Origin of the sequence: Desulfuromonas versatilis, from assembly GCF_019704135.1 — a bacterium.
Classification (GTDB): domain Bacteria; phylum Desulfobacterota; class Desulfuromonadia; order Desulfuromonadales; family NIT-T3; genus Desulfuromonas_A; species Desulfuromonas_A versatilis.
The window spans coordinates 1,407,501-1,410,000 of record NZ_AP024355.1 but is presented as its reverse complement, the minus strand read 5'-3'; the positions used below and the strand labels follow the sequence as shown (position 1 = coordinate 1,410,000).

2 tRNA genes and 2 rRNA genes (1 of these 4 running past the window's edge) are annotated in these 2,500 nt (G+C 53.9%); all 4 read right to left on the bottom strand.

The window, feature by feature from the left end:
• Window positions 1-154 (bottom strand): 23S ribosomal RNA (locus tag DESUT3_RS06360) (it extends 2,803 nt beyond the left edge of the window).
• A gap of 123 nt (window positions 155-277) precedes the next feature.
• Window positions 278-353: transfer RNA gene (locus tag DESUT3_RS06355), tRNA-Ala, on the bottom strand.
• An 8-nt stretch (window positions 354-361) separates the two neighbouring features.
• A tRNA-Ile gene (locus tag DESUT3_RS06350) sits at window positions 362-438 on the bottom strand.
• Between the two features lie 175 nt (window positions 439-613).
• Window positions 614-2,168 (bottom strand): 16S ribosomal RNA (locus tag DESUT3_RS06345).
• The 16S and 23S rRNA genes sit together here with 2 tRNA genes alongside, the layout of an rRNA operon.
• Window positions 2,169-2,500 lie beyond the last annotated feature (332 nt).

Here is a 2,500-nt window from a genome sequence, read left to right as displayed (position 1 = left end):
CGATGACAGGGCTTAATCCCTGCCGGGTTTCCCCATTCGGACATCTCCGGGTCAAAGCTTGTTTAGCAGCTCGCCGAAGCTTTTCGCAGCTTACCACGTCCTTCATCGCCTCCCGATGCCAAGGCATCCACCGTACGCCCTTAGTAGCTTGACCATAAAAAAGTTTTCTACTAATGCGAATCGATTTTACCTTTGCTTGTTGAGCACTTTCGTGCTCGCTCGTGCATCGTATATCGTCTTATGCAATTGTCAAAGATCGAAGAAAATCGTCAGAACTTGGTGGAGGTGAACGGGTTCGAACCGATGACCTCCTGCGTGCAAGGCAGGCGCTCTCCCAACTGAGCTACACCCCCGATTAATCTGGTGGGCCAGGGAGGACTCGAACCTCCGACCTCACGATTATCAGTCGTGTGCTCTAGCCAGCTGAGCTACTAGCCCACATCCACCTTCGTTCTTCAATTCTTCAAAGAGCAAAAAACCTCTCCATCGAGAGGCCCTGGTCTCTCAAAACTAAATAGCAGAATCCGATGATTTGCAGGATTCACCGGCCTCGATCGAGGCGGTGATTGACCTAGGATGCCAAGCTTCTTGCGAAGCTTAGTTGGCTCCTTAGAAAGGAGGTGATCCAGCCGCAGGTTCCCCTACGGCTACCTTGTTACGACTTCACCCCAGTTACCGACCATACCATAAGCGGCTGCCTCCCGAAGGTTAGCCCACCGATTTCAGGTACAATCGACTCCCGTGGTGTGACGGGCGGTGTGTACAAGGCCCGGGAACGTATTCACCGCGCCATGCTGATGCGCGATTACTAGCGATTCCAACTTCATGGAGTCGAGTTGCAGACTCCAATCCGAACTGAGACCGGCTTTTTGGGATTGGCTCCACCTCGCGGTCTTGCTTCCCTTTGTACCGGCCATTGTAGCACGTGTGTAGCCCTGGACATAAGGGCCATGAGGACTTGACGTCATCCCCACCTTCCTCCGGTTTAACACCGGCAGTCTCCTTAGAGTGCCCAACTTAATGATGGCAACTAAGGACAAGGGTTGCGCTCGTTGCGGGACTTAACCCAACATCTCACGACACGAGCTGACGACAGCCATGCAGCACCTGTCACCGATCCAGCCGAACTGACCCCTATGTTTCCATAGAGTACGATCGGGATGTCAAACCCAGGTAAGGTTCTTCGCGTTGCGTCGAATTAAACCACATGCTCCACCGCTTGTGCGGGCCCCCGTCAATTCCTTTGAGTTTTAGCCTTGCGGCCGTACTCCCCAGGCGGGGTACTTAATGCGTTAGCTTCGGCACCGCAGGGGTCAATACCCGCGACACCTAGTACCCATCGTTTACGGCGTGGACTACCAGGGTATCTAATCCTGTTTGCTCCCCACGCTTTCGCGTCTCAGCGTCAGTATCGGTCCAGGTAGCCGCCTTCGCCACCGGTGTTCCTCCGAATATCTACGGATTTCACCCCTACACTCGGAATTCCACTACCCTCTCCCGTACTCAAGTCATCCAGTTTCCAATGCACTTCCCAGGTTGAGCCCGGGGCTTTCACATCAGACTTAAATGACCGCCTGCACGCGCTTTACGCCCAATAATTCCGAACAACGCTTGCACCCTCCGTATTACCGCGGCTGCTGGCACGGAGTTAGCCGGTGCTTCCTTTGAGGGTACCGTCAGCCCACAAGGATATTAACCTTGCGGGGGTTCTTCCCCTCTGACAGAGCTTTACGACCCGAGGGCCTTCATCACTCACGCGGCGTTGCTGCGTCAGGCTTTCGCCCATTGCGCAAAATTCCCCACTGCTGCCTCCCGTAGGAGTCTGGACCGTGTCTCAGTTCCAGTGTGGCTGATCATCCTCTCAGACCAGCTACCCATCGTTGCCTTGGTAGGCCATTACCCCACCAACTAGCTAATGGGACGCGGACTCATCCGATGACAGTAGGCCCGAAGGTCCCCACCTTTTCCCGCAGGCTCCGAAGAGCCCGTGGGCTTATCCGGTATTAGCACTCCTTTCGGAATGTTATCCCAGATCACCGGGTAGATTATCCACGTGTTACTCACCCGTGCGCCACTTTCCTCACCCCGAAGGGTGATTCACGTTCGACTTGCATGTGTTAAGCACGCCGCCAGCGTTCGTTCTGAGCCAGGATCAAACTCTCCAGTTGATATAACTGAATGTATTTGATTCAAGCTTTTGATTGACTTGATTTGCTGCCCGCAAATCATCTTCTACTTCTGCTATTTAGTTTTCAAAGACCAAGTGTTTCGCTTTCCGCCGCCGTTGGCAGCGGGAAGGAACTCTACCGAATCTCGACTCGACTGTCAAGGGCTTTTGTCGATTTTTTTTCCGCTGCCAGCCGCCTACTCATCCGCCTGCCGCTGCAGGCGCCTTTCAACGGCGAGCGGTGTTTATAACCGATCGGCCCGTGCTGATCAAGAGTCTTTTTTCGTTTTTAAAGAGCGAGTTTTCGGAAGAAACGGGGCCCCTCCTGATGGA